Genomic DNA, 26673 nt, shown 5'->3' with positions numbered 1-26673 from the left:
TCGCCTTCACGATCACCGCCGTGGGGGCGGCGGGTGAGGATCTAGGGTGGGAGACGTGAGGGCGCCCACGGTCACCGGGAAGGTCATGGCCATCCTCGGCGCGTTCCTGCCGGGAGACGTGCGGCTGACACTCACCGAGATCTGCCGTCGCGCCGAGCTGCCTCCCGCCACCGGCCACCGGCTGGTCAAGGAGCTGGCGGAGGGCGGGTTCGTGGAACGGCTCCCCGACGGCTCCTACCGGATCGGGATGCTCCTGTGGCAGATCGGCGCCCAGGCCGCGGAGCCGAGGGAGCTGCGCGAGCTCGCCCTGCCGTACATGGCGGACCTCTACGCCGCCACCCGCGAGAACGTGCAGCTCGCGGTGCTCCGCGACGACCGGGCACTGTACGTCGAGCGACTGCGCGGGCCCACCTCCGTGCCGGTCGTCTCGCGCGTGGCGGGGGAGTTGCCGCTGCACGCGACCGGGGTGGGAAAGGTGCTGCTCGCCTTCGCGGATCCGGAGACGGTGGAGCGGGTGCTCGCCGGAGGGCTCACCTCGCACGCGCCGAACACGGTGGTGGACCCGGCGCGGCTCCGCGGTGAGCTGGAGGAGGTCCGCAGGACCGGGATCGCCTGCACACAGGAGGAGATGTCGGTCGGCACCTGCTCGGTCGCGGTGCCGGTACGGGGCGCGGGCGGCCGGGTGGTGGCGGCGCTGTCGCTGGTGGCCTGGCGGCACACCGCCGATCCGCGACGGCTGGCACCGGCCGTGCTGACCGCGGCCGCCGCGCTCTCCCGCGACCTCGTCGCCGCGTTCCGCTGAGCGTCCGTCCTCGCCTCACGCCTCCCCGGTTCCCCCTCCCTCCGCCGAGTGCGGCGTTCCTCCCGCCGAGCGGAGCTTTCCTCGTCGCTTTCCGCTGAGCGGAAGGGGGCGGTATGCGCGGGCGGACGGTACGCGATGCTCGACGCATGCGAACTCAGGTCGGGATCGTCGGCGCGGGACCCGCCGGGCTGCTCCTCTCCCATCTGCTGCACCTGCGGGGCATCGACTCGGTGGTCCTGGAGGCGCGGAGCAGACAGTACGTCGAGCAGCGCGTGCGGGCCGGGGTGCTGGAGCAGGGCACGGTGGACGTGCTCAACGAGGCGGGGGTCGGCGACCGGATGCGCGCCGAAGGGCTGCCGCACCACGGCATCGAGCTGCGCTACGGCGGAGCCGGGCATCGCATCGCGTTCGAGAAGCTGGTCCCCGGCAGGGCCATCACCGTCTACGGGCAGCAGGAGGTCGTCAAGGACCTCATCGCCCGGCGGCTCGCCGACGGCGGGAAGATCCTCTTCGACGTCCCCGACGTCGCGCTGCACTCGCTGGAGAAGGACCCCTACCTCACCTTCGGGGGCGAGCGTCTCGACTGCGACGTCATCGCCGGGTGCGACGGCTTCCACGGGGTCTCACGGACGTCAATCCCCGAGGGCGTCCTGTCGGTCTTCCGGCGTGACTACCCGTTCGCCTGGCTCGGCATCCTCGCGAGGGTCCCGCCGTCGTCCGAGGAACTGATCTACTCCCGTAACGACCGGGGTTTCGCGCTGCACAGCATGCGCTCCGAGGAGATCAGCCGCTTCTACCTCCAGGTGCCGCCGGACGCCTCGCTCGACGACTGGCCGGACGAGCGGATCTGGGCCGAACTGCGGGCACGCCTGGAGACGGTACCCGGGTTCACACTCGCCGAGGGGCCGATCATCTCCAGGGACCTGTCGGCGATGCGCTCGTTCGTCGCCGAGCCGATGCGCCACGGCAACCTCTACCTCGCCGGGGACGCCGCCCACATCGTGCCGCCCACCGGGGCGAAGGGACTCAACCTGGCCGTCGCCGACGTCCGGCTGCTGACCAGGGCACTGGACGAGTTCTACACCAAAGGCTCCACCGGGCTGCTGGACACCTACTCCGCCGACTGTCTCAGGCGCGTCTGGCGTGCCCAGCACTTCTCCTGGTGGATGACGACGCTGCTGCACACCTTCGACGCCGACGACCCCTACGGGGGACGCCTGCAGACCTCCCACCTCGACTACGTCACCTCCTCGGAGGCCGCCGCGACCACGCTCGCGGAGAACTACGTCGGCCTGCCCTTCGACTCCTGAGCCGTCCGCGCCCCTCACGGATCCGCGCCGCCTCACCGCAGGTAGCCTGCTCCGTGCTCCCGCCGGTGCCCCCGACGGTGCGACCCGTCGCGGTCCGGAGGGGGAGCGGTCCCAGCGGTTCGACGTCCGCCTCCGGGGTGACGCTGAGAGGGCGTTCCCCGCCCCGGCGATCTCAGCGCTCGCCGGGGCGGACCAGGCCGTGCTCGTAGGCGTACCTGACCGCCTCGGCGCGGTCGCGCAGGGCGAGTTTGGCGAGCAGGCGGTTGACGTGGGTGCCGACCGTGGACTCGGCGACGAAGAGGGTGGCGGCGATCTCCGAGTTGTTCAGGCCGCGGCCGATCAGGGTGAGGACCTCCCGCTCCCGCCGGGTGACGGTCGGCGGAATCGGGGAGGTGCCCACGTAGCCCGCCATGACCCGGGCGGTGACGGCGGGGTCCAGTGTGCCCAGGCCACTCGCCGCCATGCGGATCGCGGTGAACAACTGCTCGGGCGGCGAGGTCTTGAGCAGGAAGCCGCTCACCCCCGCCCGCAGGGCCCCGTCGAGGTTCTCGTCGGTGTCGTACGTCGTCAGGATGAGGACCTTGGGCGGGTCCTGGCCGGCCAGGAGCTCGCGGGCCGCGGCGATGCCGGACAGGCGGGGCATCGAGATGTCGAGCAGCACCAGGTCGGGGCCGAGGCGTCTGGCCGTCTCCACGGCCTCGCGCCCGTCGGCGGCCTCGCCGATCACCCGGATGTCCGGCTGGGTGCCGAGGATGAGCCGGAGCCCTCGGCGGATCATGGCCTGATCGTCGGCGAGTACGACGGTGATGGTCATTCGGCCCTCCTTCACGGTCTCCCGCTCAACCGGCGGGTTCCTCCCCGCCGGCCCGCACCGCGAGCGGGAACGAGGCGCTGACGCTGTAACCGCCGTCCCTCAGCGGCCCGGTGGCGAGTCGCCCGTGGAAGAGCGCGACCCGCTCCCGCATGCCGATCAGGCCGTGCCCGGCGCCCTGGGGGCCGGTGTGGCCGTCTTTGGGGCCGTCGTCGACGATTTCCAGTCTGAGCGTACGCGGCAGGCGGGAGACGGTGACCGTGACGCGTGTCGGGCCCGCGTGCCTGAGCGTGTTGGTCAGCGCCTCCTGGATGATGCGGTAGGCCGACAGCTCCAGCCCCGCAGGGAGTGGCCGGGCCTCGCCCCGCACGGTCAGCTCCACCTCAAGCCCGGCGGCGCGTACCTGTTCCACCAGGTCCTCCAGCCGGGCCAGGCTGGGCTGCGGGGCCAGCCCGTCCTCGCCGGAGTCGGTGCGCAACAGGCCGAGCATGCGGCGGAGCTCCTCGACCGCCTCGCGGCCGGCCTCCTCCACGACGGTGAGCGTTTCGCGCTCGACCAGCTGGTCGGGGCGGAGCATCAGCCTGGCCGCGCCGGCCTGCATGACCATGACGCTGACGCTGTGGGCGACCACGTCGTGCAGCTCGCGGGCGATCCGCGTGCGCTCCTCGGACACGGCCCTGCGGGCGAGCAGCTCGCCGCGCTCTCGCGCCTGGACCGCGACCTGCCGGTGCCGCCACACGGCGAAGCCCGTTCCGCCGGCGATCGAGGTCATCACCACGGCCACCGCCATGTCCCCGGGGCCGGAGGGGTGGTCGACGGCCAGCATCATCGACCCGACGAAGAGCCCGGTGACCACGAGCCCGAGCACGGTCCTGGGGTCTCGCAGGGGAACCTCGCTGACCAGGGTGAACAGCAGAATGAGCTGGGTGTAGAACTGCCAGGCGGCGGCGAGGTCGCCGAAGTACGCGAAGCTCACCGCGCTCGCCAGCGAGTAGACGGTCAGGACCGTGAACGGGGCTCGGCGCCGTACGAGCACCAGGGCCGCCACGACCACCACCGCGACCAGCCACAACGGGGACTGCTCGTGGTCGAAGGCCGACGTGCGCTCACTGAGCTCCTCGGCGAGCCCGAACAGGGCCATGACCGCCGCGATCAGCCAGTCGACGGCGGTGGGCGGGAAACGGCGGCTCATGACACGGAGGGAGGGGGGTGCGGCATGGCGTGAGGGTACGGCGTGGGGAAGGAGGTTGACATCCGCCTTGGTGGTGATTGCGGGTCAAGGCAGGCCTTGACGACGATGAGCGGTGCGGTGCGTAGTTTTCCGGCCATGTTCACTCTTACCAATCCTGACGCGTTCCGTCGCGGGGTCGCGGGCGTCAGCCTGATCCTCGCCCCCCTCTGCCTGCTGCTGGGCATGATCGTCGATCCCCTGGAGTTCGGGGTCGAGGACACCCTCGGCTACGCGGAGAGTCCCGGCGCCGCCGGAGTCAGCGCGACGCTCCTGCACTACGCCTGGGTGCTCTGGGTGCCCGGCGTGGTCGGCATGGTTCACCTCGTCCGGCGCAGAGGGGTCGTCCTCGCCCACCTGGCCGGGGTGGCCGCCGTGATCGGTCTGATCAACTTCTCCTCGCTGATGATCTCCGACTTCTTCGACATCGTGCTCTACCAGCAGCTCCCCGAGGAGACGGCGACGAAAATCCTGCAGGACGCCGCACAGCCTGCGCTGATCTTCGCCTGGCAGATCCCGGGCATGGTCGGCTCGTTCCTCGGTCTGGTCCTGGTGGCCGTGGCGTACGCCCGTGCGGGCCGGGCCGGGTGGTGGTTCCCGGCCGGTGTGTTCGTCGGGCTGGTGGTCTGGGTGATCGGCGCACGGCTGTGGAATCCGCTGCTCGGCTACTCGGGCCCGCTTCTGCTGCTGGTCGTCTTCGGCGCGGTGGGCGTGGCGATGATCCGGATGAGCGACGAGGAGTGGAGTCCGTCCCGCGCGCCGGTCGTCGCGTGACCGCTTCCCCGCGTGTGGCTTCCCCGGGTGCGGCGGACCCGGACGCGGCGGGAGCGACCGCTTCCCCACGGGCGGCGTCCCCGTGGGGAAGCGGGCCTACCCCGAGGGCGCCCCTGATGAGGGCCGCCCTACCATCGCGGGTTTTCGCGCAGGTCAGGCAGGTGGCGCGGAGCCGTGCACGGGAGGAGGGCACTACCTGGCCCGGAGGTCCCTACGGGATCGTTCAGGGATGTCGGGGGGCTGTCTCCGATATTCCGTGATCTTTATCGTCGCCATCGTTGAGGCATGGGAAGTCAGGCGTTCACGGGGTCGGCGATGGTCTTCGGTGGTTACGCGGCGATCGGCGCCGGGGCCGCCGCGATGCTCGGGCTGCACGTGGTCACCGGCCTCGATCCGGTGCACACCGTGATCAGCGAGTACGCGTTCGAGGCGGACGGCTGGTTGCTGCCCCTGTCGCTCACGCTCTTCGCCGCCGCGGCGACGATCATCGGGGCGGTGCTGGCCCGGCGCGGGGAGGACCGTGCGGTGGCGCTGCTGGTCGGAGTCTGGGGCCTGTGCATGCTGCTGATCGGAGCCTTCCCCACCGACGAGCCCGGCGTGCCGCTCTCGATGTCGGGTGGCATCCACAGGTACGCGGCGTTCGTGGCCTTCCTCACCATGCCGATCGCGGGGCTGCTCCTCGCCAGGCGGTACGCGACCAGTCCGTACGCCCGCGCGGTCCGGTTGCTCAGCCTGGCCGCGATGGGGGTGCTGGTCCTGGTGGTCCTCCCGTACGCGGTACGGGTGTTCGGCGTGGACCTGACCAACGACGACATTCCCGCGGGGGTGACCCAGCGGCTGGTGGTGGGCTTCGAGGTGGCGGTGCTGGCCATGCTGGGGATGGTGGCCGGTGCCCGGCGCGGCCGCGTCCGCCGTCCGCTCCCGGCGGCCGCCCGAGCCTGATCGCGTTCCCGGTTTGTTCCCGGTTTGTCGTACGGCTGCCCTACGCTCCCGGAAAGTCGATCGATCGAGAAGGTGGAGCATGGCCGCGCGGAGCACTTACCTGGAACTGTCCGAGGACGGCGGAAGCTCGCACAAGTTCTACGAGGTCGTGGTCGACGGGACCGAGGTGACGATCAGATACGGCCGCATCGGCGAGTCCGGCCAGTCCAAGGCGTCGGCGTTCGCCAATGAGGCGAAGGCGGAGGCGGCCGCCGCGAAGAAGATCAACGAGAAGGTCCGCAGAGGATACGCCCCCGCGGTCCGGGGGGTGCGCCAGCGCCGCGCGGTCACCCGGCGCAGCGTGGAGAGCACCCGCTCCACCGCCACCCAGGCGCCGGTGCTGTGGCGCTTCGCCAGCGGCGCGGCGGCGTTCGGCATCTTCGTCGACTCCGAGCGCTGCTGGGTCGGCAACCAGCGCGGCGACGTCTACACCGTCACCCACGGCGGCACCGTCACCGGCCGCTTCAAGCTGCCGGACGGGGTCAAGTGCATCGTCGGCGACGACTTCTGGATCTACGCGGGTGCCGACGACGGCAAGGTCTACGACCTCGGAGGCAAGGTTCCCAGGGTCGCGTACGAGATCGCCGAGGACGTCGACATCTACTGGCTGGACATCCACGACGGTGTGCTCGGTGTCTCCGACCGGGCAGGGCGGATCACCACCATCGACCACGAGGACGAGTTCCAGTGGGCACGCAAGGGCAGGGGCGACTCGGCCTGGATGGTCCGCTGCGACGACGAGGCCGTCTACCACGGCCACTCCACCGGTGTGGCCCGCTACGACGCCGCCGACGGAGCGCCGGTCTGGGAGACGCCCCTCACCGGCGCGGTGCTCTTCGGCTGGCAGGAGGCCGACTCGGTCTACGCGGGAACCTCGCGCTCCACCGTGCACCGCCTGCGCAAGTCCGACGGCGCCTCCCAGGCGGTCTACCGCTGCGACGCCACCGTCTTCTCCTGTGCCACCGCCCCCGGCGGCCGGTACGTCTTCGCCGGAGACAACCACTCCTCGATCTACTGCTTCGACCAGAGCGGCGAGCGCCTGTGGAAGCTGGCCACCGGCTGCGGTTCCGCCTTCTCCATGCAGTATCTCGACGACCGCCTCTACATCGTCACCACCGACGGCACCCTGGCCTGCATCGACGCGACCGAGGAGGCGATCAGGGCGGCCCAGGACGGCACCCTCCCCGAGGCGGTCGACGTCAAGGCGTCCGCCGGGCTGGCGGTGGTGGAGCCCACCGCCGTGCTGGAGACCGTGGTGTTCGACGCCGTCCCGGACACCGGCGACGGCGTGGTGCTCGAGTGCTTCCGCGAGGGCGAGCGGCTCCGGGTGCGGGTCGTCAGCGAGGGCTACGACGTGCGGCGGAACGTGCAGTTCCCCAAGGAGGTCAGAGAGGCCGGGGCCCGCTACCTCGTGGAGGGCGTCCGCTTCTCCGAGCGGGGTGGTTTCTACCGCGCGTACGGCGACATCAGGCGCCTGCTCTGATCTTCCGTCGGGCAGGCGTTCACCACGTCGACGAGATCTTGTCATGGTGCCGTGAGGCGCCGGGCCGCCCCGGCGTATCCGGGGAGCTTCTCCCACCCGGGAATGTCGGTACCGAGCATGCCTCCCGAGGCGTCTCAAGCGGATCGGAAGGACGGGGAGAACCTGTCGCGGGCGGCCGGTGACAGCGGGACAGGCCCGGCGCGGGCCGGAACCGAGGGGGACGGTTCCGGTCCGCGCCGGAGCGGGTCAGGACGGGACGTTCCACTTCTGGTTGGCGGTGCCGCCACAGGTCCAGATCTGCAGGCGGGTGCCGTTCGCGCTGGACTGGCCGGTGGCGTCCAGGCACTTGTTGGCGGCCGGGTTCACGAGATCCCGGGCCCCGCTGTAGGTCCACCGCTGTGCCGCGGTGCCGTTGCAGTCGTACAGCTGGATGGGCGTGCCGTCGGCGGTTCCGGCGGCGGTGACGTCCAGGCACTTGCCCAGGGCGCGCACGGTGCCGTCGGTGCCCATGGTCCACTGCTGTGCGCCGGTGCCGTTGCAGTCGTAGAGCTGGATGGGGGTGCCGTTCGCGGTGTTGGCCGCGGCGACGTCGACGCACTTGCCGCCGATGCCGGTGATCTGTCCCGTACGGCCACCGCCGGTGGGCGGGGCGTAGACGCGGACGTAGTCGATGGTGAGCTGCTGGGGGAAGGTGGTCGAGGCGTCGGGCGAGCCCGGCCAGTTCCCGCCGACGGCGAGGTTGAGGATCATGAAGAACGGGTGGTCGTAGACCCAGGGGTTGCCCCGCGTGTCGGCGGGGGTCTTCCTGGAGTACTGGACGCCGTCGACGTACCAGGTCACCGCGCCGGGCTCCCAGTCGACGGTGAAGGTGTGGAAGGCGTCGGCGAAGGCCTGGCCCGCGGGGAGGTTGTAGCTGCCGCTCAGCGGGTTGCCCCCCGAGTAGCCGGGGCCGTGGAGGCTGCCGAGCACCTGCCCGGGGACGCTGCCGACGTTCTCCATGATGTCGATCTCACCGTTGGCGGGCCACTGGGCCCCTCCGGTGCCCAGCATCCAGAACGCGGGCCACATGCCCTTGCCCCTGGGGAGCTTCATCCGCGCCTCGAAGCGGCCGTAGGCGCGGGTGAAGGTCGCGGCGGTGGTCAGCTTGCCGGAGGTGTACTCGCACGAGCCGTACCAGCAGCCGTGTCCGGCGGGGTTGCCCTTGCGGGCGGTGATGACCAGGTTGCCCGCGCCGTCGTGGGCGATGTTCTCGTTGCCGGACGTGTAGTACTGCCGCTCGTTGTTGCCCCAGCCTCCGCCGCCGACGTCCCGGCGCCATTTGGCGTTGTCGGGGCCGGTGCCGGAGGCCGCGTTGAACTCGTCCGACCATACGAGGGGGCCGGGGGCCGGGGCGGCGAGGGCCTGCCGGGTGGCGGTCTGGGCGGCGGTGGCCTGTGCCCCGGCCTGGGAGGGGACGAGCGTGGCGGAGCCGAGGGCGAGGAGTGTCGCGGCGAGGAGGCCGCCGATCCGCGCGAACCGCGTCCGCGCGGGGCGAGGGCCGGTGGGGGGTGCCGGGCTGGTGACGATCATCGGCTGTTCCTTTCTAACCGGTGTCCGCTGGAGGGAGGTCACGGTCTAGAAGCCGGCCGTGATGCGGGTGAACTCCCAGTTGGGCTGGGAGATGCCGCTGCACTCGGAGGAGGCGTTGCCGCCGGGGCAGGGACGGTCGCGGTTGACCGCCCAGTAGGCGAAGCGGGTCAGCCCCTTGGACCTGGCCCAGTCGCGGATCTGGGTCCAGGCCTGGGTGGTGGTCAGCTCACCCTGGTCCGACAGGCCGTTCATGCCGGAGATGCCCATGCGGGCGTACGCCTGCGCGTCGGTCCAGCCGTTGGCTGCCTTGAGCGCGTTCTTCAAACCCTCCGAGGAACTGACGGTGGCGTTGTAGATGTTCGAGGCGCCGAAGTTGAACGGCATGATCGTGTAGTTGTCGATCGGCACGGCGAGCGCCTTGGCCTGGTTGATCAGGCGGACACCGGCCGAGGTGGGACCGTTCACCCCGGTGCCGAAGGTGACGGCGATCTTGACGTTCGGGTTGTTCTGCTTGACGATCTTCAGGCCGTTGAGGATGCGGTCCTGGACGGTGTAGTTCTCGAACTCGTCGGTGTTCTCGATGTCGAAGTCGACGACCGCGGGGCCGACGGCGTTGATCACCTGCTGCACCGCTCCGGCGTAGGCGGCCGGGGTGGAGCAGTTCGGGCCGAGCTTGTTGCCCGACCATCCGCCGAAGGAGACCTGGACGCTGCCGCCCGCGGCCTTGATCTGGTTGATCGCGGCCTGGTCGGCGCCGCCGGTGAGCGGCCTCGATCCGTCCCAGCGCGGAGTGCAGCCGCCGCCGGACAGGATGAACGCCATGGTGAAGGACTTCACCCCGGTGGTGCTCATGATCGTCGCCGGGTTGGGCGGGTTGCCCCAGCCCATGTAGAGGTAGGGGGCTCCGGCCATCTTGCCGGCCGGCGGGGGCGTGGTGCCGCCGTCGCTCGGGGCGTTCCACTTCTGGTTGGCGGTGCCGCCACAGGTCCAGATCTGCAGGCGGGTGCCGTTCGCGCTGGACTGGCCGGTGGCGTCCAGGCACTTGTTGGCGGCCGGGTTCACCAGGTCGTTCGCGGCGCTGTAGGCCCACTGCTGCGCCGCGGTGCCGTTGCAGTCGTACAGCTGGACGGGGGTGCCGTCGGCGGTTCCGGCGGCGGTGACGTCCAGGCACTTGCCCAGCGCGCGCACGGTGCCGTCGCCGTTGCGGGTCCACTGCTGTGCCGCGGTGCCGTTGCAGTCGTAGAGCTGGATGGGGGTGCCGTTCGCGGTGCCGGCCGCGGCGACGTCGACGCACTTGCCGCCGATGCCGGTGATCTGCCCGGTGGCGGCGGCGGCCGGGGACGCGGTGGTCACGCCGGCGAGGGCGAGAACGACGACGGTGAACATCCCGCCGAGAGTGGCCGGGAGCGACATGCGACGGCGCCGGGGAGGCGGCTGTCCTGTGTCCATGCGCGGATTTCCTTCCGTCTTGGGAGGCGACGTGCGGGTGACGTCACGCCCGGGCGGGGACGTGACGTGCGCGTGACGTCACGACCCGGACGAGCGGGGGCATGCGGGCGGTGCCGGACGCGGAGAGCGTGCCTTTCGCGGGCGGCCGGACGGTGTCCCCGGAACGGATCGCCATGCGGCGGCACGCGCTGCTCGGCGCGTCCTGGGCCCTGCCGCGACGGATACGGCAGGGAGAACGGGAGCCCTCACGGGCAGGAGACGGTCGGTGTGCCTCCCGCCCGTGAGGGGGTGTCGTCAGGGTGGTGGAGCGGGGCGCGGCCACCGCGCCCGCCGCCACGCGGCGTCAGGAAAGCGAGTCATGGGAGTCCCTTCACGGCAGGCTTTCGCTTGCCCGGACCTTAGGACAGACTTCGTTCCTTGGTCAATACAAGCAGTAAAAAAAGCATCACAGCGCCGGTCTCATGTTCGTGCGGACCGATGTGAGCTCGCGGAAAAAATGGAAAGTTTGTTTACGGTAGAAGCCCTGGGAGGAACGGTCCAGAGCTCGACGTTGTCAGGATGTGCTGTCAGGAAATCTCGGGTCGCTGCCGGAGGGGGGCGAGAGACCCGATGCGGCGACGCTCCGGACGGGGCAGGGCGGCGTGCGTACTCCTCCGGTGCGCTCACGGACACCCGGGGTCGCGCCCCGCGGGGCAGCCGTCCGTGAGCGGGGCCCGTGCCGGTGAGGGGCAGCCGTCCGTGAGCCGGGTCCGTGCCGGTGAGGGGCAGCCGTCCGTGAGCCGGGTCCGTGCCGGTGAGAGGCCGCCGTCCGTGAACGGAGTCGCCGTCGCCGGTCGTCGGTCTCGCGCCGGGGACACGGCGTCGCGTGCCGGTCCCCGGCGATGTACCCCGCGGGTCCGCGGGCGCGGACGTCTAGCGTTTGCCGCCTGAGCCGTCGAGTCCCGCGCGACGCAGGGCGTCGGCCATCGCGCCGCTCGGCGCGTTGCGCTGCCGGTCGCCGCGTCCCTGATCGCGTCCCTGTCCGCCGCCCTGTCCGCCGCGTCCCTGGCCGCCCCCGCGCCTGCCGCCGCCGTCACCCTGGCGCTGCCCGCCGCCACCCTGCTGGTCACGCTGGTCACGCTGGTCACGCGGCCCCCGGGGCCCCGCGGGCTTGACCTCGTCCTCCAGTCGGAGGGTGAGCGAGATGCGCTTGCGCGGGATGTCGACGTCGAGCACCTTCACCCGGACGATGTCGCCGGGCTTGACCACCTCGCGCGGGTCCTTGACGAAGCTGTGCGACAGCGCCGACACGTGGACCAGGCCGTCCTGGTGCACACCGACGTCGACGAACGCGCCGAAGGCGGCGACGTTGGTGACCACACCCTCCAGCAGCATGCCGGGCTTGAGGTCGGAGAGCTTCTCCACGCCCTCCTTGAAGGTCGCGGTCTTGAAGGCCGGACGCGGGTCGCGACCCGGCTTCTCCAGTTCGGCGAGGATGTCGGTGACGGTCGGCAGGCCGAAGGTGTCGTCCACGAACTCCTGCGGGCGCAGGGCACGCAGCGCCGTACCGTTGCCGATCAGGGACGCGAGGTCGCCGCCGGTGCTCTTCAGGATGCGCCGCACCACCGGGTACGCCTCCGGGTGCACGCTGGAGGTGTCGAGCGGGTCGTCGCCGTCGCGGATGCGCAGGAAGCCCGCGCACTGCTCGAAGGCCTTCGGACCGAGCCTCGGCACCTCCTTCAACGCCTTGCGGGAACGGAAGGGGCCGTTGGCGTCGCGGTGCTGGACGATGTTCTCCGCGAGCCCGGAGCCGATGCCGGAGACCCGGGTGAGCAGCGGCGCGGAGGCGGTGTTGACGTCGACGCCGACCGCGTTCACACAGTCTTCCACCACGGCGTCGAGAGAGCGGGAGAGCTTGGTCTCGGCGAGGTCGTGCTGGTACTGGCCGACGCCGATCGACTTGGGGTCGATCTTCACCAGCTCGGCGAGGGGGTCCTGCAGCCGCCTGGCGATCGAGACGGCGCCGCGCAGCGACACGTCCATACCGGGCAGCTCCTGGGAGGCGAACGCGGAGGCGGAGTAGACCGAGGCCCCGGCCTCGGACACCACGACCTTGGTCAGGCCGGGGACCAGCTTGACCAGCTCGCCCGCGAGTTTGTCGGTCTCGCGCGAGGCGGTGCCGTTGCCGATCGAGACGAGCTCCACGCCGTGCTTCTTCGCCAGCGTGGCGAGGGTGGCCAGCGACTGGTCCCACTGGCGGCGCGGTTCGTGGGGGTAGACGGTGTCGGTGGCCAGCACCTTGCCCGTCGCGTCGACCACCGCGACCTTCACGCCGGTGCGCAGTCCGGGGTCCAGTCCCATGGTCGCGCGGCTCCCGGCGGGCGCGGCGAGCAGCAGGTCGCGCAGGTTCGCGGCGAACACGCGTACCGCCTCCTCCTCGGCGGCCTGCCACATGCGCGTCCGCAGGTCGATGCCGAGGTGGACGAGGATGCGGGTGCGCCAGGCCCAGCGGACCGTGTCGGCCAGCCACGCGTCGGCCGGCCTTCCCCGGTCGGAGATGCCGAAGCGGTGCGCGACGCGGCCCTCGTAGGTGCCGGTGGGCTCCTGCTCCGGCTCCAGGGTGAGGGTGAGGACCTCCTCCTTCTCGCCGCGGAACATCGCGAGGATCCGGTGCGAGGGCAGCTTGGTGAACGGCTCGGCGAAGTCGAAGTAGTCGGAGAACTTGGCGCCCTCCTCCTCCTTGCCCTCGCGGACCGCCGCGACGAGGCGGCCCTTCGTCCACATCCGTTCGCGCAGCTCGCCGACGAGGTCGGCGTCCTCGCCGAACCGCTCGACCAGGATCGCGCGGGCACCGTCCAGCGCGGCGGCGGCGTCGGCCACCCCCTCGCCGACGAACGCCTCGGCCGCGGCCCGCGGATCGACCGACGGGTCCGCGAGCAGGCCGTCGGCGAGCGGTTCGAGCCCCGCCTCCCTCGCGATCTGCGCCTTGGTCCGCCGCTTGGGCTTGTACGGGAGGTAGATGTCCTCCAGGCGGGCCTTGGAGTCGGCGAGGAGGATCTGCGCGCGCAGGGCGTCGTCGAGCTTGCCCTGGGCGTCGATCGAATCCAGGATCGCGGTGCGCCGCTCCTCCAGCTCCCGCAGGTAACGCAGCCTCTCCTCCAGCGTGCGCAGCTGCGTGTCGTCGAGCATCTCGGTGGCTTCCTTGCGGTAGCGGGCGATGAACGGCACGGTGGCCCCGCCGTCGAGCAGGTCCACCGCCGCACTCACCTGTCGCTCGCGCACACCCAGCTCTTCGGCGATCCGCTGATGAATAGACGTGCTCACGATCCCTCTTCCTTTGTGACGGCAGTCCAAAGTTACCGCCTCACCCCCTGGTGGTTCGGAGAGCCGGAGGGACGGATCGCCCGAGATCGGTAGGAGAACCGCACTTTCGGTGCGGCCGCACCGAGAGCCCGATGGTCAGGGAAGCGCCTCGAATCCCTTGGAAGCGTCGAGCGGACAGGACGCCCGGCACGCGTGGTGCCGGTGCTTTCGAGCCGGGGCCCGCCGGTGGAGGGCCGCGCGCCGCCACTCGGCGTCCCCCCTCGCGCTCCCCGTGCTCGCGCTCCAGTCGTCCGAGGCGAGGGGGCGCGGGATGGGAATGCCCGGCTAATGAAAACCGTTATCATCGGCGTCGGATAATCCGCCCTCCGAGAGGAGCAGACGTGGCCAAGAACGAGATGCGACCGGTGATCAGGCTGAGGTCCACGGCGGGCACCGGCTTCACCTACGTGACCCGCAAGAGCCGGCGTAACGACCCCGACCGGCTCACCCTCGTCAAGTACGACCCGATCGTCCGCCAGCACGTCCCGTTCCGAGAGGACAGATAGTCATGAAGAAGGGCATCCACCCCGACTACCGCCCGGTCGTCTTCCGCGATCCGAGCGCGGGTGTCGCCTTCCTGACCCGTTCGACCGTCAGCAGCCGCAAGACCGTCGAGTGGGAGGACGGCGCCGTTTACCCGCTGGTCGACGTCGACGTCTCCTCGGCGAGTCACCCCTTCTACACCGGGCGCGGCCGGGTCGTCGACACGGCGGGGCGCGTCGAGCGCTTCCAGCGGCGCTACGGCAGGAGCTGACCCCAGAACCGATTCCGGCCCCGGCCTCGGCCGGGGCCGTGCTGTTTTCCGGTGGCCGGGACTCGCGTCCCCGCCTCGCCGGGACGCGCGGCACCGCTCATCGGGGCGCGGGCCACCGTGCGCAGGCCGTGGACAGGCCGGGTCGCGTCAGCCGCAGGTGATCTCGGTGAAGGTCGGGGGCGTGGTGGCGGACCCCACGAAGCCGATGTCGGTGGCGGTCGCCCCCGGCGCCAGCGACGGCTTCTCGGTGGGGGCGTGGAGCATCGCGACGGGGCCGCTCTGCATGTGGGTGCCGTTCCACGACTGGGTGAAGGTCGCCTCGCGCGGTTGCATCCACTGGATGTACCAGTCGCGTATCGGCTTGTCGGTGGTGTTGGTGATCGTCGCGGCGCCTCGGTAGCCGCCGGGCCACGACTCCACCAGGGTGACCGTCGCCTGACACCTCTTGGTGTCCGGGGCAGGGGTGTCCATGTCCTCGTGGAGGGGCGCGGAGGACGATGATGCCGGGGGGTTGCCGTCATCGGACGGGGCCGCCGGGGGGTTCCCCTGGACGGACGGGGACACCTGGGTGACGTGCTGGGAGATCGGGTGCGCCGCGGTGTGCCCGCTCTCCTGTGTCCGGCCGGCGCAGGCGCCCGCGACCAGGGCCACCGCCGCTCCGAGCGAGACGAGGCCCAGCAGTGGCGCGATCTTCGTGCTGAACGGCACGGGACTCCCTTCCGCCCTTTTCACGAGGGCGCGGCGGCCGTGGGGAGGGGCGGTGATCCGGTGCGGTTGTGGCGGCCCGGCGGTCTGCCGGTCCGCTCATCCGTCGGTCTGTCGGTCTGTGGGGACGAACGGGGTGAGGGGGGAGACGGGTCGGTCCCCGCCGGTGGCACCGGCGGGGACCGCGTTACGTCAGGGGCTGGAGCAGGTGACGCTCGGAGAGCCGCTGGTGCCCGATCCGGTGAACCCGAAGGTGGTCGAGGCGCCGGGGGCTATCGTGCGGTTCCAGTCGACGTTCTTGGCCGTGACGGTGGATCCGGACGTGGTGTGCGTGGCACTCCACAGACTGTTGATGGCGCTACCGCTGCCGAGTGTCCACGTCGCCGTCCAGCCGTTGATGGTGGCCGATCCCGAGTTGCGCACGGTCACCTCGCCCTGGTAACCGCCCGACCAGGAGCTGACGGTCTTGTAGGTGGCGGTGCACGCTCCGTTGCCGGGGGGCGGCGTCACGGTCGGGGTCGGGGTCGGGGTCACGGTCGGCGTCGGGGTCGGGGTCGGGTCCGGGTTGTTGCCCGAACGGCCGACTCCGGTCACCTGGCCGTTGCCGCCGTCGAAGACGACGTCGGAGCAGTTGTAGAACGTCTCGGCGCTGTCGGAACGCTTCCACACCGAGTAGATGATGTGACGGCCCGACTTGCCGGACGGGAGCCTGGCGTTCCAGTAGTAGTTGGCGTCGTTGGTCCCCGGGTTTCCGACGCTCTGCGGGTGGTCGGCCGTGTGGAAGGGTTCCGACTCCAGGTCATCCCAGGTCAGAGCCCGGTTGGGGTTCCAGCCGTCCTTGGTGATGTAGAGGTAGAACCAGCCGGGGTGGGCGGCCCACTTGTTGTACTTGAACTGGATGTTCGCGCCCGCGGTCAGGTGCGTCACCGGCCAGTTGGCACTCGGCAGGTCGTACCCGCTGTAGCCGGGGTTGCCGCCGCTGCACGCCTGGCCGTCGGGGATGAACCCGCGGGTTCGCCCGGCTCCGTCGGACCGCAGCAGGCTGAACCAGTTGTACAGCGAGTTCGCCCCGCTCTGGGCAACCGCCGCCGAACACGCCGAGTTGATCGGCACGATGTTCCCCTGCGGGGAGAGGCCGTCCTGCCAGCAGAAATACGTCCGGCTGCCGGGCACCATCATCGCGCCGTGCGCCGAGGCCGGCAGGGGAACGAGAACGACGGCGAGCAGCGCGGTCATGAAAGTGACCACACCGGCGACAGCCATACTTCGCCATTTACTCACAGAATTACCATCCCTTTCGAGGGGGTGACGAGGCATTGATCAATGGCGGTGAGGCGCTCACGCGAGACGGACTCTAGGTCGCAGGTTGCGGGGGTGTAAACGGAGTGCTTCTTTCACCGTGAGGGAGCCGCTTGTTGTACCAGTTCAGGGGGTTAAGGGGTGATTTCACCCAATGAAAGGTTCACGGTTGGGGTGCCCTGTGGTGAGTCTTCGCGGGAAGGGTCGCGCCAGGTGGAGAGCGAAGGACTTGCGGATCTTCGAGGTGTAGGAGAAAACGGTGGGGAAAACGAAAGACCGGCCGGAGGATTTCCGGCCGGTCTTCGGTGAAGGGACGGGTCCTGGGTGAGACGCCTTTCCCCGCGGGGCCACCGCGCCTTTCCTGCGGGCTACCGCGTTCTTCCCGCCGCGACCTTCTCCAGTGCGGGCCCCGTGAGGCGGTACCTGTCCCACTCGTCGAGCGGTTCCGCGCCGATCGTCCGGTAGAAGTCGATGGCCGGGGTGTTCCAGTCGAGCACCGACCATTCGAAGCGGCCGTAGCCGCGCTCCACGCAGATGCCCGCCAGTTCGGCGAGCAGCCTCCTGCCGTGCCCGCCGCCCCGGTGGGCCGGATGGACGAAGAGATCTTCGAGATGGATTCCGTGGGTGCCGAGCCAGGTGGAGTAGGAGACGAACCAGATCGCGAACCCCGCGATCCTCTCCCCGTCGACGGCGATGTGGCAGAACACGCTGGGGGAGGGGCAGAAGAGCGTCTCGTGGAGCATGTCGGGGGTGTTCTCGACCTTGTCCAGCGCCTTCTCGTACTCCGCGAGTCCACGGATCATGTCGATGATCGCCGGGACGTCGTCCGGCGTTGCGGGGCGAATCATGCTCGAAGTCTAGGGCGGGGCCGCGGTCGGGGACGAGTTAGAAAAGGATTTTCGATGATAAAAGGTGTTATATAGGGTCGCGTGGCTGTACGGGAGACGCCTCCCGTAAGTTGTCTGCTGATCGAAGTGCGGGTCGTTGAGAAAGGCGGGTCACCATGTCGACAGAACCCCACGGGGAGCGGCTGGCGAAGCTCAGGGAGGCGTTCGCGGCCATCGACGTCGATGGCGACGGATTCATCACGGAGCGGGAGTTCGGTGAGCACTTTCCCGCCCTGCCCGCCGAGGCCATCGGATCGCTGAACCAGAACGGCGACTCCGACGGCGACGGCCGGCTCTCGTTCGAGGAGTTCGTCCGCCTGGTTTCCCGAGACTGACCGTTCCCCGTTCTTCGAGGGGGCCACCGGAACCGGTGGCCCCCTCGAAGAACGGGTGCCACCTCGCGCGACCTTCTCTTGACGTTCTCCCTCGGTGACGTCGGGCGCCACCGCGGGTCTGACCGCGCTCACCGGAGACGGCGAGGGTCAGCGCGGGACCGGGACGTGACTGTCGGAGACCTCGCGCAGTGACTCCTCGACGGTGGAGTCGATGGGGAACGCCTCGCGCAGCCTGGTCAGATCGAGCAGGCGGCCGAGGAATCCGTGCACGCCGACGAGGCGCAGCCAGCCTTTCCGCTCGTAGGCGCGTCGCAGGCTCGTCAGTAGCACCCAGATGCCCGTGGAGTCGCAGAATCCCACCCCCGTCGTGTCGACGACGAGGCAGACGTGACCGCGCCTCATGTACTCCGCGATTTTCTCCTCGAGCAGCGGTGCCGAGGACTTGTCCAGGTCGCCGACCAAGGTCACCACGGAGAAGTGCGGGTGCGCGTCCATGCTTACGGAAAGTCGAGTCATATCGCCCCGCTGTCTACGGCGGTTGGAGACAGCGCCCTGTCGGGAGCCGTACGAAGGACGGGTGCCGTTACCCCCACCGTACGCCCGTCGCTCATGACAGTTCAACAAGTGATTGCGAACCGTCAGCGGTCAAGGAATACGGAGGTAGATCGCCGCGCTCCGGTTTCGTTCTCGGTGCGGGACCTCACAGGACCGGGCCGTCGCGGTGAGACGAGGGGCGGCGTCCTCACCCCGGATACCCACGGGATACCCACGGATTCTCACGCACGGTGACGGACGGCGGGCCGCCGCGGGGCGCCGTTTGTCCCATCCGCCCCCGGGCACGTGAGGAAGATGGGAACCACTGATCCGGCGGTGCTCACCGTCAACGCGGGATCGTCGAGCCTGCAACTCCACCTCGTCCGGGACGGTCAGGTCCTGCGCACCGAGCACAGCGAGCAGAGCCTCGACCCCGGCACGGCCGAGCGGGCGATCACGGACTTCCTCGACGCCGCCCCCGGCACCGACCTCACCGCCGTCGGCCACCGCCTCGTCCACGGAGGCGAGGCGGTTCGGAAGCCGACGGTCGTCGACGACGGCGTACTGCGAGCGGTGGAGGAGTACGCCGATCTCGCCCCGCTGCACGTACCGCCCGCGCTCGCGCTCGTCGAGGCCGCCCGGAACAGGCTGCCCGACATCCCGCACGTGCTCTGCCCCGACACGGCCTTCCACGCCGAACTTCCCGACAGCGCCGCCACCTACGCGCTGCCCGCGGAGTGGAGGAGCCGCTACGGCCTGCGCCGCTACGGCTTTCACGGCCTGTCGTACGCCTGGACGCTGGAAAGGGCCGCGGAGATGCTCGACCGGCCTGCGGGCACCCTCCAGGTCGTGCTGACCCACCTCGGCGGAGGCTCCTCGGTGTGCGCCGTCCGCGACGGCCGCAGCGTGGACACCTCGATGGGATTCACCCCGCTGGAGGGGGTCCCGATGAGCAAACGGTCCGGGAGCGTCGATCCCGGCATGCTGCTGTGGCTGCTGTCGGACTCCCGGCTCACGCTCGACGAACTGCGTGAAGGACTGGAACACCACTCGGGCCTGCTCGGACTCTCCGACGGGAAGTCGGGAGACACCCGGGAACTGGTCGCCTCAGAAGATCCGGCCGCCGCGCTGGCCTTGGAGGTGTTCGCGCATCGGGTGAGCCGGGAGATCGCCGCCGCCGCGACGAGCCTGGACCGGCTCGACGCGCTCGTGTTCACCGGAGAGATCGGCTGGGACCAGCCGGAGGTCCGCGAGGCCGTCTGCGGAAGGCTCTCCCTGCTCGGCGTCGAGCCGCCCGCCCGCGGTGATCTCGACACGGACGGGACGGTCAGCGCGTCCGGCGCGTCCGTGCCCGTACTGGTGGTCAGGCCGAGAGAGGAACTGCAACTCGCCAGGGAGACCCTCGGCGCGCTCGGCGGGCATCCGTAGGTCCTGCCGCCGATCGACGAGGATCGGCCGGGACGTCAGGCGGTGATGGCCGCGGGCCACGTGGTGTACGACGCGATGCTCGCCCTCGCGGTGAACGGCCCCCGGCGCGAGACCTGACGGCCCGCACCCTCCGCGTCCCCGCCGGAATGGGCCGGGACGGGGAAGGCACGAGCCGCAACGATGATCGCGGAGCCGGTGGAACGGTTCCGTCCGGGGGATCCCGCTCCTGCGAACGGTCACCGAGGTGCTAGGAGGAGGCCACCGAGGCCGTGACCGGCTGCCCGGCCGAGAGCGTCTGCCGTATCGGCTTGCCGACCGCGGTGCGCGCCGCGCCTGGGCTCTCAGGAGCCTCCTGGACGTCGGCGGGGTTGATCCGGCCGCCGTGCTCGTCGTGGTGGTCGGCGTCCGCGTCGTCGAACCACACGCCGCCCTCCGCGAGATAGCGGAAGCGGATGGGCTGGTGGGCGGGAACCATCAGGCTCACCTGATAGGTGCCGTCGTCCCTGCGCCGCATGGGATGGGCGTAGGGGTCCCAGCCGTTGAAGTCACCGACCAGCGAGACCCCTCCGCGGGTCGGGCTCTCCACTATGGTGAAAGTCAGCTTGACCTGGCCGTTCTTGGTCGGCTTACCGCGCTTGATCACTGAAGTCCTCCTGACATCGCTGTCTCCGTGCGTAACGTGCCGTGATCTCGGTTGCGGAAAGACGTGAAGATCACGCCAACTACCGGATCGCGCCGACGTGAACGTGACGCGACCTGGAGGCCGACGCCCGGTCACGGCCGAGCCGTCGATCCATATGGATCGTTACCGCCCGTAGCGGCCGGACAACCCGGACAGACCGATATTTGATCGGCATTACGTTCGACCTTGACCCGACCGGGATGGTTGACCGGTCCCCGCCGGAGGCGGCGCGCGTCGGCCAGGATGGTGGGGTGGACATACGGCCTATCTCCCCTTCCTCGCTGGTGGAGGAACTCGCCGACCGGGTGGCCGCGGAGCCCCGCGACTCCTGGGTGCGCGTCGCGCTCGACGGGGCTCCCGCGACGCGGCCGGAGGAACTCGCCGACGCGCTGGCGGGCCCGCTCCGGCTGCGCGGCAGGGAGGTGCTCCGTGTCTCCACCGCCGACTTCCTGCGCCCGGCCTCGCTGCGTTTCGAGTACGGCCGGACCGACCCGGACTCCTTCTACACCGACTGGTTCGACTACGGAGGGCTGGTCAGAGAGGTGTTGGGACCGCTCGACCCGGGCCGGTCGGGAAAGGTGCTGCCCACGCTGTGGGACAGCGCCGTCGACAGGGCCACCCGCGCGCCGTACGTCACGGTCCCCCCGGGCGGTGTGCTGCTGCTGGCCGGCCCCCTGCTGCTGGGCCGGGGGCTGCCGTTCGAGCTGACCGTGCACCTGAGGCTCTCGCCGGGCGCGCTCTCCCGGCGCACCCCGGAGGAGCTGCACTGGACGCTGCCCGCCTACGCGCGCTACGAGGAGGAGGTCGCCCCGGCGGAGCTCGCCGACGTGGTCGTCCGCGTCGACGACCCGAGACATCCGGCCCTGGTCACCCCGTGACGGGCGAAGGCGGGGCGCGTCCCCCTGACGCGTCCCGCCTTCGATCCTCCGGTGACGGTGCTACACGCCCGCGCGGGAGGGCGTCCTGCGCTCGGAGTACGACTCGGCGACCGACTCCTGCCCCAGGAAGGGCCGCATCTCCTCGCGGGTCTCCTCCATGCGCAGCGCGATCCCCATCGCGAAGAAGGTCGGTGCCCACTCGCCGATGAAGATCCCCCAGTGGTCCGCCCGCTCGATCCCCGCCCTCTCCTGCGCGTTCGACGTGAACCACGCCGCGATCGACGCGCCGACCGAGGCGATTCCGGCGGCGTACATCATGTTGGACTTCACGCCCATCTTGTGAAGCATATTGATCATTTCATCCCCCTGATGATGGTTCGTCCTTATGGTTACCCAGCGAGATGGCGGATAACCGAATGTGGCGAACCGCAGGTGGGGCTGCTTCCAGCGGGTGAAGCCCGTCTCGCTACGTCGTGCCGCGCGTTTTCGAGGGGTCTCGCTCGTCGTCCTCGCCCAGGCGTTTGAGAAGGTCGTCGCGCCTGGCTTCGAGCTCGCCGACCAGGATCTCCTGCTCGTCGGCCTGATTGATCAACATTGCCCGCTCGACGGCGTCGGTGGGGCCGATCTCTCCCACCTGCCCACGCAGCTCCGCGACCTCGGCACGCAGTCTCTCCAGGTCCTCTTCGACCTGCCGCAGTTCTTCCTGAAGACTCATTCGCTGTCCATACCCCTGCTTTCGGCCTTGACTCCACGGCCTTGACCTCACGCTCCGGGCCATAGCGGCCCGGTGACCGGGAGACGCATCGCGCGGTGGCGGAACCTGATCGACTCGACCGGTGTATCTCCCGCATGAGAAGAATTCTTTTACTTCTGGCGCTCATCGTCCCCCTGCTGGCCCTGGGCGCCCCGGCGCGGGCGGGAGGCTGGGCACTCACCGTGATGGACCCGGTTCCGGTGACGAGCCCGGACACGACGTACACCCTCGGCTTCTGGCTGCTCCAGCACGGCACCCATCCGTATGAGGGTGACGACCTGGGGGAGGTCGCGCTGGAGTTCACCGACGGGAAGAAGACGCTCCGGTTCCCCGGCGTGGCGCTGAAGGAGCCCGCCCACTACGCCACCGCGGTCTCCCTGCCCAAGGGCACCTGGGAGGTGACCGCGATCCAGGGCTGGTTCCCGTCCTACCGGATCGGCACCCTGGCCGTGCCGGGACGGTTGGAGGTCGCCCCGGTTCCCCCGGACCTCAGGCCGGCGATCACCGGCCAGCAGCCGCCTGAGGAGGATCACTGGGGGGCGGTTCGCCCGCCGAGGATTCCCCTCGGTGACGGCACTCCCGGCTTCCTCCCGTACAGGTCCGCCACTCCCACGCCCGTCGCCACCCCGGCGGCGGCACCCGCCGGAGGCTCGCCAGGAGAGACGACCACCGTCGCGGTCGTGGAGCGGGGAACCTGGTGGCGGCCCGGGTACGCGGTGACGGCGCTCGCGGGGGTCGCGGGGGTCACGATCCTCGCCGCGCTCGTCCACCGGATGCGGCGGGGCCGGATCACCGGCGTTCCGCCTCGGTGACCCCCTCCCGTGTCCGGTGACCGCCGTCGCGTTCGGCCGGCATGGACAAGGAGCCCGTGACACGCGAGGTGTCACGGGCTCCTTGTCACTGTTCGTCTTTATGTCAGTCGTCGTCCTGGTCGTCATCGTCGTCGTCGTCGATGTCGTTGGCGTCATCGGCGGCGTCGGCGGCCCGTTCCGCGGCGGTCTCGGTCTCCTGCTCGTGCTCCAGGATCGCGCCGGTGGTGGCGTCGACGTCGAACTCGTGCTCGACGTCACCCTCATGGAACTCGATCTCCCACTTGGTGGGAGTCTCGTCGCCGTCGAACTCGGTCTTGACGAGCTTGGCGCCGGGAACCTTGTCCTGGGCGATCTTGATGGCCGCGTCCCGGCCGACCTTGGCCTCCGCCTCTCCGGGCGCGGGGGTCGCGGGAGCGGTGCCGCTCCCCGGCGTCTCGTTGACCGGCGCGGGAGTCGTCGCCGTACCGCTGGGGGCCGGAGTGGGCGTCGCGGTTCCGGCGAAGGCTACTGCGCTACCTCCGGTGACGACGGCGAGGAGTCCGGCGGCGGCGATGGTGAGTTTCGTCGTGTTTCGCATGTCCCAAAGCTTGCCGGGGTCGTCGTTAGCGGCACGCTGCGGCAACCCTAAAGGCAGGTTAAGACCGTCGAGCGGTTCCGGGCCTCGGATTTCGCCCCCCTGTCGGCCCTTTCCCGATGAACCGGCCATGCCGGTGCTGCGTACCTGCCGGTGAAAGCGACCTCGAAATCGACGGCGCGAGCCGGGGCCCGTCGCCTGGTCCGGCTCGGGTCCGGGCGCGATCCGCCGTCGTGCCCTCGCGTCGTCGATGACGCGGATCTCCACGCCGGAAGGACTGGGATGGACGACATCACGGCCTGGCGAGGAGTCCCTGCAGGGACTCCTCGCCTCCGCTCGGAGGCTTCGTGCCCCTCGTGGTGCGAGCGCGAGCATTCCACCACGTACGTCACTCACACGGCCGACATCGCCGAGCTGCGCAACCCCGACGGGTCCACGGTGACCGTCACGCTCTCCCAGCACGTCCAGCCGGGGTACGTGGGGGAGCGGGTCGTGCGTGTCTACACCTGCCTCGGTGCGGAGACCGGCATCGCCGACCTGTCACCGGACTCCGCGGAGGCCGTCGGACGTTCGATCGTCGCCTTCTCGCCCGACGGGTCCATGCGCGCGTACGGGCTCGCCCTGCAGCGGGCCGCCGCGCACCTGCTGCTTCCCGGGCTGGAGATGTCCCGCGACGGGCAGGGCGCGGCGGGGCCGGTCAAGGTGTCCGCCCCCACCGCCGTGTCGCCCTCGCAGGAGAAGCTGTTCAGGATCGCGTACCTGTCCGGGTACCTCGACGTGACCAGGGCGCCGGCGCCGTTGAGCGGGGGAGTGGTCGAGCGCCGTCTCAGCCGGGTGCTGTCGCCGAGGGAGACGAGCGAGTTGTGCGACATCGTGCGCGGCATGCTGTCGCGCCGTACCGCTGCGAACCGGGGAACCCTCCGCGACGACGCGTACGAGGACTCGGGTGACCTCGCCGCAGGGCTGTAGGGCCGAGCGGCTTTACCGGCGATTCCCTAGGGGTGATGAATTCACCGACATTCGCCTACAAAGGTAGATTTGTAGATATCTGCAGTCGCAGATGCAAGTGCAAACGCAAGTGCGTGTCCGGCGGAGCTGTGCGAAACACGCTGTATGTGTGAAACTGTGGCACCGTAGGAAGGCGCGACAGGGAGCCCGTATGGCCGGACAGACCGCGAAAGACAGCGGTGAGCAGGGTGGCGTTCTCGCGTACGCGGGTGGTGGCGGTCCCACGATCCTGCGGATTCTGCTCGGCGCCCAGCTGCGGAGGCTGCGCGTCGCCAAGGACATCACCCGCGAGCAGGCCGGTTACGCCATCCGTGCCTCCCACGCCAAGATCAGTCGGCTGGAGCTCGGGAGGGTCGGCTTCAAGGAACGCGACGTCGCGGACCTGCTGACGATGTACGGGGTGACCGACCCCGAGGACAGGGCCCCGCTGCTCACGCTGGCCCGCCAGGCCAACGCCCCCGGCTGGTGGCACAAGTACGGAGATCTGCTGCCCAACTGGTTCGAGGTCTACGTCGGGCTCGAAGAGGCCGCCTCGATCGTCCGGACCTACGAGGTGCAGTTCGTCCCGGGCCTCCTGCAGAGTCCCGAATACGCGCGGGCCGTCATCATGCTCGTGCACGGCGCCGCCTCCACCGACGAGGTCGACCGCCGCGTCTCGCTGCGGATGGCCCGCCAGAAGCGCCTGACCAGGCCGGACGCCCCGACGCTCTGGGCCGTGATGGACGAGGCCGTGCTGCGGCGGCCCATCGGCGGCCCCCACGTGCTGCGCGCCCAGCTCGACCACCTGCTCGACGTGGTCGAGCTGCCCAACGTCAGGCTGCAGATCATGCCGTTCGAGCGGGGCGGCCACGCCGCGGCCGGCGGTCCGTTCTCCATCCTGCGCTTCCCCGAGCGGGACCTGCCCGACGTGGTCTACATGGAGCAGCTCACCAGTGCCCTCTACGTGGACAAGCTCGAAGAGACCGACCACTACATGCAGGTCATGGACCGTCTGTGCATCCAGGCGTACTCCGTCTCCGAGAGCAAGCGGTTCCTGCGCGACCTCCGCGAGGAACTCTCGGTCTGATGCGGTTCGGCGTGGTTTCACGGGACCGGTGAGGTTCGCTGACCAGGGGAAACCACATTCGGTCATCAGACGAAATGTCGGTTCATGATCTGAAGGCGTCGATCACTCGTCTACCATTCGAGAAAGAGATGGTGAAGGCGAGGACATGACTGAACACGAGCAGGCTCCGCCGGGAATCGACCCTACGGTCCCGAGTGTGGCTCGTATGTACGACTACTACCTGGGAGGCAAGGACAACTTCGCCTCCGACCGGATCGCCGCCGAGAAGATCGTTGAACTCGTCCCCAACGTCAAGGACGTGGCGCGCTCCAACCGCGCCTTCCTCGGGCGTACCGTGCGGCATCTCGCCGCCTCGGGAATCCGCCAGTTCATCGACATCGGCACGGGACTGCCGACCCAGGAGAACGTGCACCAGGTCGTCCTGCGCGAGGCGCCGGACTCCCAGGTCGTCTACGTCGACAACGACCCCATCGTGCTCGTCCACGCCCGCGCACTTCTCGCCGACAACACGCGGACCGTGGTGATCCCCGGTGACCTGCGAGAGCCGGGGGCGATCCTCGACCATCCGGAGGTTCGCGAGCGCATCGACTTCGACCAGCCGGTCGCCGTCCTCATGGTGTCCATCCTGCACTTCGTCGCCGAGGACAAGGAGGTCGCCGACATCGCCGCCTCCTTCGGGAAGCGGCTGGTCTCCGGCAGCCACCTGGTGATCTCCCACGTCACCTCCGGCGACCTCACCGAGGAACAGGTCCGGCAGGGCCGCGGCGTCTACGGGACGACCACGGCGGGCGGCATCTTCCCCCGCACCCTCACCCAGATCCGCGGCCTGTTCGACGGGCTGGAGGTGCTCGAACCCGGCCTGGTGCCCGTCTACGACTGGAGGCCCGACGCCGGCGACGTCGTCATTCCGCCGGGAGCCGGCGCCGTCACCGTGGGAGCCGTCGGGCGGGTCCCGTAGAAGTCTCGTCACCCGTCCGCGTTCCTCGCCGGAGCGCGGACGGGAACCTCGGAAGAGTGTGAAATCCCGGAGCGCGGAACCTTGGCGGGGCCGTGGGACACCCGGAGCGGGGGCACGACGTCCTTTCCGGTCCCCGGGTCCCTCACGGGGCCCTCGATTCCGTTCGGGCGCCCTCGGCGCGAGACACGGTGACCGCGCTCCCGATCGGCGACGCCCGCGAACGGTGAACCCGCCGGGGCCGGTGAGCGTA

The 26673-nt window shown here is 70.1% G+C and carries 27 protein-coding genes; 14 read left to right on the top strand and 13 right to left on the bottom strand.

Annotated elements, in window-relative coordinates:
* Nucleotides 1-55 precede the first annotated feature (55 nt).
* The gene (locus tag AB0B90_RS37120; protein ID WP_350945289.1) at nt 56-802 is read left to right on the top strand and encodes an IclR family transcriptional regulator; all 747 of its coding nucleotides are present in this window, start codon (nt 56-58) and stop codon (nt 800-802) included.
* Nucleotides 803-948: 146 nt separating this feature from the next.
* Nucleotides 949-2112, top strand: coding sequence for a 4-hydroxybenzoate 3-monooxygenase (locus AB0B90_RS37115; RefSeq protein ID WP_362899817.1), 1164 nt, complete (start codon nt 949-951; stop codon nt 2110-2112).
* Between the two features lie 172 nt (nt 2113-2284).
* Here the strand turns inward: AB0B90_RS37115 and AB0B90_RS37110 are convergent, their stop codons facing one another.
* Both AB0B90_RS37110 and AB0B90_RS37105 read right to left on the bottom strand, forming a co-directional pair.
* Nucleotides 2285-2926, bottom strand: a complete 642-nt coding sequence (locus AB0B90_RS37110) for a response regulator transcription factor (RefSeq protein WP_362926577.1) — start codon at nt 2924-2926, stop codon at nt 2285-2287.
* A 25-nt stretch (nt 2927-2951) separates the two neighbouring features.
* Nucleotides 2952-4115: a sensor histidine kinase gene (locus AB0B90_RS37105; protein ID WP_362926576.1), complete on the bottom strand. Its 1164-nt coding sequence runs from the start codon at nt 4113-4115 to the stop codon at nt 2952-2954.
* Nucleotides 4116-4250: 135 nt separating this feature from the next.
* Here AB0B90_RS37105 and AB0B90_RS37100 point away from each other — a divergent pair, with 135 nt between their 5' ends.
* The 3 genes from AB0B90_RS37100 to AB0B90_RS37090 all read left to right on the top strand — a co-directional run bounded on the left by AB0B90_RS37100 (nt 4251) and on the right by AB0B90_RS37090 (nt 7389).
* On the top strand, nt 4251-4925 hold the full coding sequence (locus AB0B90_RS37100) for a hypothetical protein (RefSeq protein WP_362926575.1): 675 nt from the start codon (nt 4251-4253) through the stop codon (nt 4923-4925).
* Between the two features lie 285 nt (nt 4926-5210).
* The gene (locus AB0B90_RS37095) at nt 5211-5867 is read left to right on the top strand and encodes a DUF998 domain-containing protein (protein ID WP_350945291.1); all 657 of its coding nucleotides are present in this window, start codon (nt 5211-5213) and stop codon (nt 5865-5867) included.
* A 79-nt stretch (nt 5868-5946) separates the two neighbouring features.
* Complete coding sequence (locus AB0B90_RS37090) at nt 5947-7389, top strand: WGR domain-containing protein (RefSeq protein ID WP_362899825.1); 1443 nt, start codon at nt 5947-5949, stop codon at nt 7387-7389.
* A 246-nt stretch (nt 7390-7635) separates the two neighbouring features.
* Here AB0B90_RS37090 and AB0B90_RS37085 read toward each other — a convergent pair whose 3' ends face one another.
* The 3 genes from AB0B90_RS37085 to AB0B90_RS37075 form a co-directional block, all read right to left on the bottom strand.
* Entirely contained in the window at nt 7636-8958 is a 1323-nt protein-coding gene (locus tag AB0B90_RS37085) for a family 16 glycosylhydrolase (protein WP_350945293.1), read from the bottom strand.
* 45 nt (nt 8959-9003) lie between these two features.
* The gene (locus AB0B90_RS37080; protein ID WP_350945294.1) at nt 9004-10407 is read right to left on the bottom strand and encodes a ricin-type beta-trefoil lectin domain protein; all 1404 of its coding nucleotides are present in this window, start codon (nt 10405-10407) and stop codon (nt 9004-9006) included.
* Between the two features lie 912 nt (nt 10408-11319).
* Nucleotides 11320-13710: a Tex family protein gene (locus tag AB0B90_RS37075; RefSeq protein ID WP_362926574.1), complete on the bottom strand. Its 2391-nt coding sequence runs from the start codon at nt 13708-13710 to the stop codon at nt 11320-11322.
* A 380-nt stretch (nt 13711-14090) separates the two neighbouring features.
* Between AB0B90_RS37075 and rpmG the strand changes: the two genes are divergently transcribed.
* A complete protein-coding gene (gene rpmG / locus AB0B90_RS37070) occupies nt 14091-14255 on the top strand; it encodes a 50S ribosomal protein L33 (protein ID WP_350945296.1) in 165 nt (54 codons plus the stop codon).
* Between the two features lie 2 nt (nt 14256-14257).
* Nucleotides 14258-14503, top strand: a complete 246-nt coding sequence (locus AB0B90_RS37065) for a type B 50S ribosomal protein L31 (protein WP_350945297.1) — start codon at nt 14258-14260, stop codon at nt 14501-14503.
* Nucleotides 14504-14650: 147 nt separating this feature from the next.
* Here AB0B90_RS37065 and AB0B90_RS37060 read toward each other — a convergent pair whose 3' ends face one another.
* From AB0B90_RS37060 to AB0B90_RS37050, 3 genes are all read right to left on the bottom strand, one after another.
* Nucleotides 14651-15211 (bottom strand): cellulose binding domain-containing protein, encoded by a 561-nt coding sequence (locus tag AB0B90_RS37060; RefSeq protein WP_350945298.1) that lies wholly within the window; start codon nt 15209-15211, stop codon nt 14651-14653.
* 189 nt (nt 15212-15400) lie between these two features.
* Complete coding sequence (locus AB0B90_RS37055) at nt 15401-16471, bottom strand: lytic polysaccharide monooxygenase (RefSeq protein WP_350945299.1); 1071 nt, start codon at nt 16469-16471, stop codon at nt 15401-15403.
* A gap of 404 nt (nt 16472-16875) precedes the next feature.
* Nucleotides 16876-17355: a GNAT family N-acetyltransferase gene (locus tag AB0B90_RS37050; RefSeq protein WP_362926573.1), complete on the bottom strand. Its 480-nt coding sequence runs from the start codon at nt 17353-17355 to the stop codon at nt 16876-16878.
* Between the two features lie 155 nt (nt 17356-17510).
* Between AB0B90_RS37050 and AB0B90_RS37045 the strand changes: the two genes are divergently transcribed.
* A complete protein-coding gene (locus AB0B90_RS37045) occupies nt 17511-17729 on the top strand; it encodes an EF-hand domain-containing protein (protein ID WP_350945301.1) in 219 nt (72 codons plus the stop codon).
* 147 nt (nt 17730-17876) lie between these two features.
* On the opposite strand, the gene AB0B90_RS37040 is transcribed toward AB0B90_RS37045, so the two are convergent.
* Nucleotides 17877-18224 (bottom strand): STAS domain-containing protein, encoded by a 348-nt coding sequence (locus AB0B90_RS37040; protein WP_350945302.1) that lies wholly within the window; start codon nt 18222-18224, stop codon nt 17877-17879.
* Between the two features lie 354 nt (nt 18225-18578).
* On the opposite strand from AB0B90_RS37040, the gene AB0B90_RS37035 reads away from it, so the two are divergent.
* Nucleotides 18579-19691 carry an acetate/propionate family kinase gene (locus tag AB0B90_RS37035; protein ID WP_362926572.1) on the top strand — a complete coding sequence of 371 codons (1113 nt, stop codon included), beginning with the start codon at nt 18579-18581 and terminating at the stop codon, nt 19689-19691.
* A gap of 247 nt (nt 19692-19938) precedes the next feature.
* Here AB0B90_RS37035 and AB0B90_RS37030 read toward each other — a convergent pair whose 3' ends face one another.
* On the bottom strand, nt 19939-20334 hold the full coding sequence (locus tag AB0B90_RS37030) for an isoamylase early set domain-containing protein (RefSeq protein ID WP_350945304.1): 396 nt from the start codon (nt 20332-20334) through the stop codon (nt 19939-19941).
* A gap of 290 nt (nt 20335-20624) precedes the next feature.
* Between AB0B90_RS37030 and AB0B90_RS37025 the strand changes: the two genes are divergently transcribed.
* Nucleotides 20625-21251 carry a uridine kinase gene (locus AB0B90_RS37025; RefSeq protein WP_350945305.1) on the top strand — a complete coding sequence of 209 codons (627 nt, stop codon included), beginning with the start codon at nt 20625-20627 and terminating at the stop codon, nt 21249-21251.
* Between the two features lie 60 nt (nt 21252-21311).
* Here AB0B90_RS37025 and AB0B90_RS37020 read toward each other — a convergent pair whose 3' ends face one another.
* Together AB0B90_RS37020 and AB0B90_RS37015 are read right to left on the bottom strand one after the other, a co-directional pair.
* The gene (locus tag AB0B90_RS37020; RefSeq protein ID WP_350945306.1) at nt 21312-21608 is read right to left on the bottom strand and encodes a hypothetical protein; all 297 of its coding nucleotides are present in this window, start codon (nt 21606-21608) and stop codon (nt 21312-21314) included.
* Nucleotides 21609-21717: 109 nt separating this feature from the next.
* Entirely contained in the window at nt 21718-21966 is a 249-nt protein-coding gene (locus AB0B90_RS37015) for a hypothetical protein (RefSeq protein ID WP_350945307.1), read from the bottom strand.
* Nucleotides 21967-22100: 134 nt separating this feature from the next.
* Between AB0B90_RS37015 and AB0B90_RS37010 the strand changes: the two genes are divergently transcribed.
* Nucleotides 22101-22817: a hypothetical protein gene (locus AB0B90_RS37010; RefSeq protein WP_362926571.1), complete on the top strand. Its 717-nt coding sequence runs from the start codon at nt 22101-22103 to the stop codon at nt 22815-22817.
* Nucleotides 22818-22920: 103 nt separating this feature from the next.
* Here the strand turns inward: AB0B90_RS37010 and AB0B90_RS37005 are convergent, their stop codons facing one another.
* The gene (locus AB0B90_RS37005) at nt 22921-23394 is read right to left on the bottom strand and encodes a PepSY domain-containing protein (protein ID WP_362926570.1); all 474 of its coding nucleotides are present in this window, start codon (nt 23392-23394) and stop codon (nt 22921-22923) included.
* 279 nt (nt 23395-23673) lie between these two features.
* On the opposite strand from AB0B90_RS37005, the gene AB0B90_RS37000 reads away from it, so the two are divergent.
* The 3 genes from AB0B90_RS37000 (at nt 23674) to AB0B90_RS36990 (ending at nt 26423) form a co-directional block, all read left to right on the top strand.
* Nucleotides 23674-24360, top strand: a complete 687-nt coding sequence (locus tag AB0B90_RS37000; RefSeq protein ID WP_350945310.1) for a hypothetical protein — start codon at nt 23674-23676, stop codon at nt 24358-24360.
* A 190-nt stretch (nt 24361-24550) separates the two neighbouring features.
* Entirely contained in the window at nt 24551-25465 is a 915-nt protein-coding gene (locus AB0B90_RS36995) for a helix-turn-helix transcriptional regulator (protein WP_350945311.1), read from the top strand.
* Nucleotides 25466-25610: 145 nt separating this feature from the next.
* Nucleotides 25611-26423, top strand: coding sequence for an SAM-dependent methyltransferase (locus AB0B90_RS36990; RefSeq protein WP_350945312.1), 813 nt, complete (start codon nt 25611-25613; stop codon nt 26421-26423).
* The last annotated feature ends 250 nt before the right edge of the window (nt 26424-26673 follow it).

The organism is Streptosporangium sp. NPDC049078, assembly GCF_040648855.1.
Classification (GTDB): domain Bacteria; phylum Actinomycetota; class Actinomycetes; order Streptosporangiales; family Streptosporangiaceae; genus Streptosporangium.
The sequence above is the reverse complement of the archived record's forward strand: the minus strand, read 5'-3'. Positions and strand labels throughout refer to the sequence as shown.

What these genes read in the sequence shown, in the direction of transcription:
- AB0B90_RS37015 (WP_350945307.1), bottom strand. Translation starts at nt 21,966, where the DNA reads ATGAGTCTTCAGGAAGAACTGCGGCAGGTCGAAGAGGACCTGGAGAGA.
- AB0B90_RS37110 (WP_362926577.1), bottom strand. Translation starts at nt 2,926, where the DNA reads ATGACCATCACCGTCGTACTCGCCGACGATCAGGCCATGATCCGCCGA.
- AB0B90_RS37105 (WP_362926576.1), bottom strand. Translation starts at nt 4,115, where the DNA reads ATGAGCCGCCGTTTCCCGCCCACCGCCGTCGACTGGCTGATCGCGGCG.
- AB0B90_RS37045 (WP_350945301.1), top strand. Translation starts at nt 17,511, where the DNA reads ATGTCGACAGAACCCCACGGGGAGCGGCTGGCGAAGCTCAGGGAGGCG.
- AB0B90_RS37010 (WP_362926571.1), top strand. Translation starts at nt 22,101, where the DNA reads ATGAGAAGAATTCTTTTACTTCTGGCGCTCATCGTCCCCCTGCTGGCC.
- AB0B90_RS37095 (WP_350945291.1), top strand. Translation starts at nt 5,211, where the DNA reads ATGGGAAGTCAGGCGTTCACGGGGTCGGCGATGGTCTTCGGTGGTTAC.
- AB0B90_RS36990 (WP_350945312.1), top strand. Translation starts at nt 25,611, where the DNA reads ATGACTGAACACGAGCAGGCTCCGCCGGGAATCGACCCTACGGTCCCG.
- AB0B90_RS37080 (WP_350945294.1), bottom strand. Translation starts at nt 10,407, where the DNA reads ATGGACACAGGACAGCCGCCTCCCCGGCGCCGTCGCATGTCGCTCCCG.
- AB0B90_RS37050 (WP_362926573.1), bottom strand. Translation starts at nt 17,355, where the DNA reads ATGATTCGCCCCGCAACGCCGGACGACGTCCCGGCGATCATCGACATG.
- AB0B90_RS37005 (WP_362926570.1), bottom strand. Translation starts at nt 23,394, where the DNA reads ATGCGAAACACGACGAAACTCACCATCGCCGCCGCCGGACTCCTCGCC.
- AB0B90_RS37035 (WP_362926572.1), top strand. Translation starts at nt 18,579, where the DNA reads ATGGGAACCACTGATCCGGCGGTGCTCACCGTCAACGCGGGATCGTCG.
- AB0B90_RS37100 (WP_362926575.1), top strand. Translation starts at nt 4,251, where the DNA reads ATGTTCACTCTTACCAATCCTGACGCGTTCCGTCGCGGGGTCGCGGGC.
- AB0B90_RS37020 (WP_350945306.1), bottom strand. Translation starts at nt 21,608, where the DNA reads ATGATCAATATGCTTCACAAGATGGGCGTGAAGTCCAACATGATGTAC.
- AB0B90_RS37055 (WP_350945299.1), bottom strand. Translation starts at nt 16,471, where the DNA reads ATGGCTGTCGCCGGTGTGGTCACTTTCATGACCGCGCTGCTCGCCGTC.
- AB0B90_RS36995 (WP_350945311.1), top strand. Translation starts at nt 24,551, where the DNA reads ATGGCCGGACAGACCGCGAAAGACAGCGGTGAGCAGGGTGGCGTTCTC.
- AB0B90_RS37115 (WP_362899817.1), top strand. Translation starts at nt 949, where the DNA reads ATGCGAACTCAGGTCGGGATCGTCGGCGCGGGACCCGCCGGGCTGCTC.
- AB0B90_RS37085 (WP_350945293.1), bottom strand. Translation starts at nt 8,958, where the DNA reads ATGATCGTCACCAGCCCGGCACCCCCCACCGGCCCTCGCCCCGCGCGG.
- AB0B90_RS37000 (WP_350945310.1), top strand. Translation starts at nt 23,674, where the DNA reads ATGGACGACATCACGGCCTGGCGAGGAGTCCCTGCAGGGACTCCTCGC.
- AB0B90_RS37040 (WP_350945302.1), bottom strand. Translation starts at nt 18,224, where the DNA reads ATGGACGCGCACCCGCACTTCTCCGTGGTGACCTTGGTCGGCGACCTG.
- AB0B90_RS37065 (WP_350945297.1), top strand. Translation starts at nt 14,258, where the DNA reads ATGAAGAAGGGCATCCACCCCGACTACCGCCCGGTCGTCTTCCGCGAT.
- AB0B90_RS37090 (WP_362899825.1), top strand. Translation starts at nt 5,947, where the DNA reads ATGGCCGCGCGGAGCACTTACCTGGAACTGTCCGAGGACGGCGGAAGC.